The following is a 396-nucleotide window of genomic DNA, read 5'->3' as shown; positions in this document are numbered from 1 at the left end:
CTTTAACCCGGCAGCCGGGGTCTACGACCATTCCGATCCCGATCTTGTCCTGGACTTCACGGCTGGCGCCTGCAAGATCGGCGTTTCGCTGCCGAATGGTCAAACCTCCATCCAGCTCGCCACGCCGACAAGCGTGACGGCGACGGTAACGGGCAACGATTGCGGCGTTTCCAAGATCTACTGGTCCGCTGCTCCCATTCCCGGCTACATCATCAAATTCGATCCGGTCGCCTCGGACGTCTCCGCTACCTCGGCCACCACGCAGGTCACCATCACCGGGCCGAATACGTCGCCATTCCCTTCCGTCACCATCTATGCCCGTGGCGACAACCCGGCCGTCCCCATTGGCAGCGGCACCTTTCCGGTCACGGCCGCCGGCTCAGTGCCCGCCGGCAA

At 63.6% G+C, this 396-nt stretch carries 1 protein-coding gene; it reads left to right on the top strand.

Annotated features, from left to right (window positions below):
• The coding region (locus tag DUT91_RS25995; RefSeq protein ID WP_160113731.1) for a hypothetical protein at positions 1 to 396 on the top strand (396 nt) is incomplete at both ends.

Origin of the sequence: Paramesorhizobium salinisoli (genome assembly GCF_003335045.1) — a bacterium.
GTDB classification, from domain to species: domain Bacteria; phylum Pseudomonadota; class Alphaproteobacteria; order Rhizobiales; family Rhizobiaceae; genus Paramesorhizobium; species Paramesorhizobium salinisoli.
The sequence above is the reverse complement of the archived record's forward strand: the minus strand, read 5'-3'. Positions and strand labels throughout refer to the sequence as shown.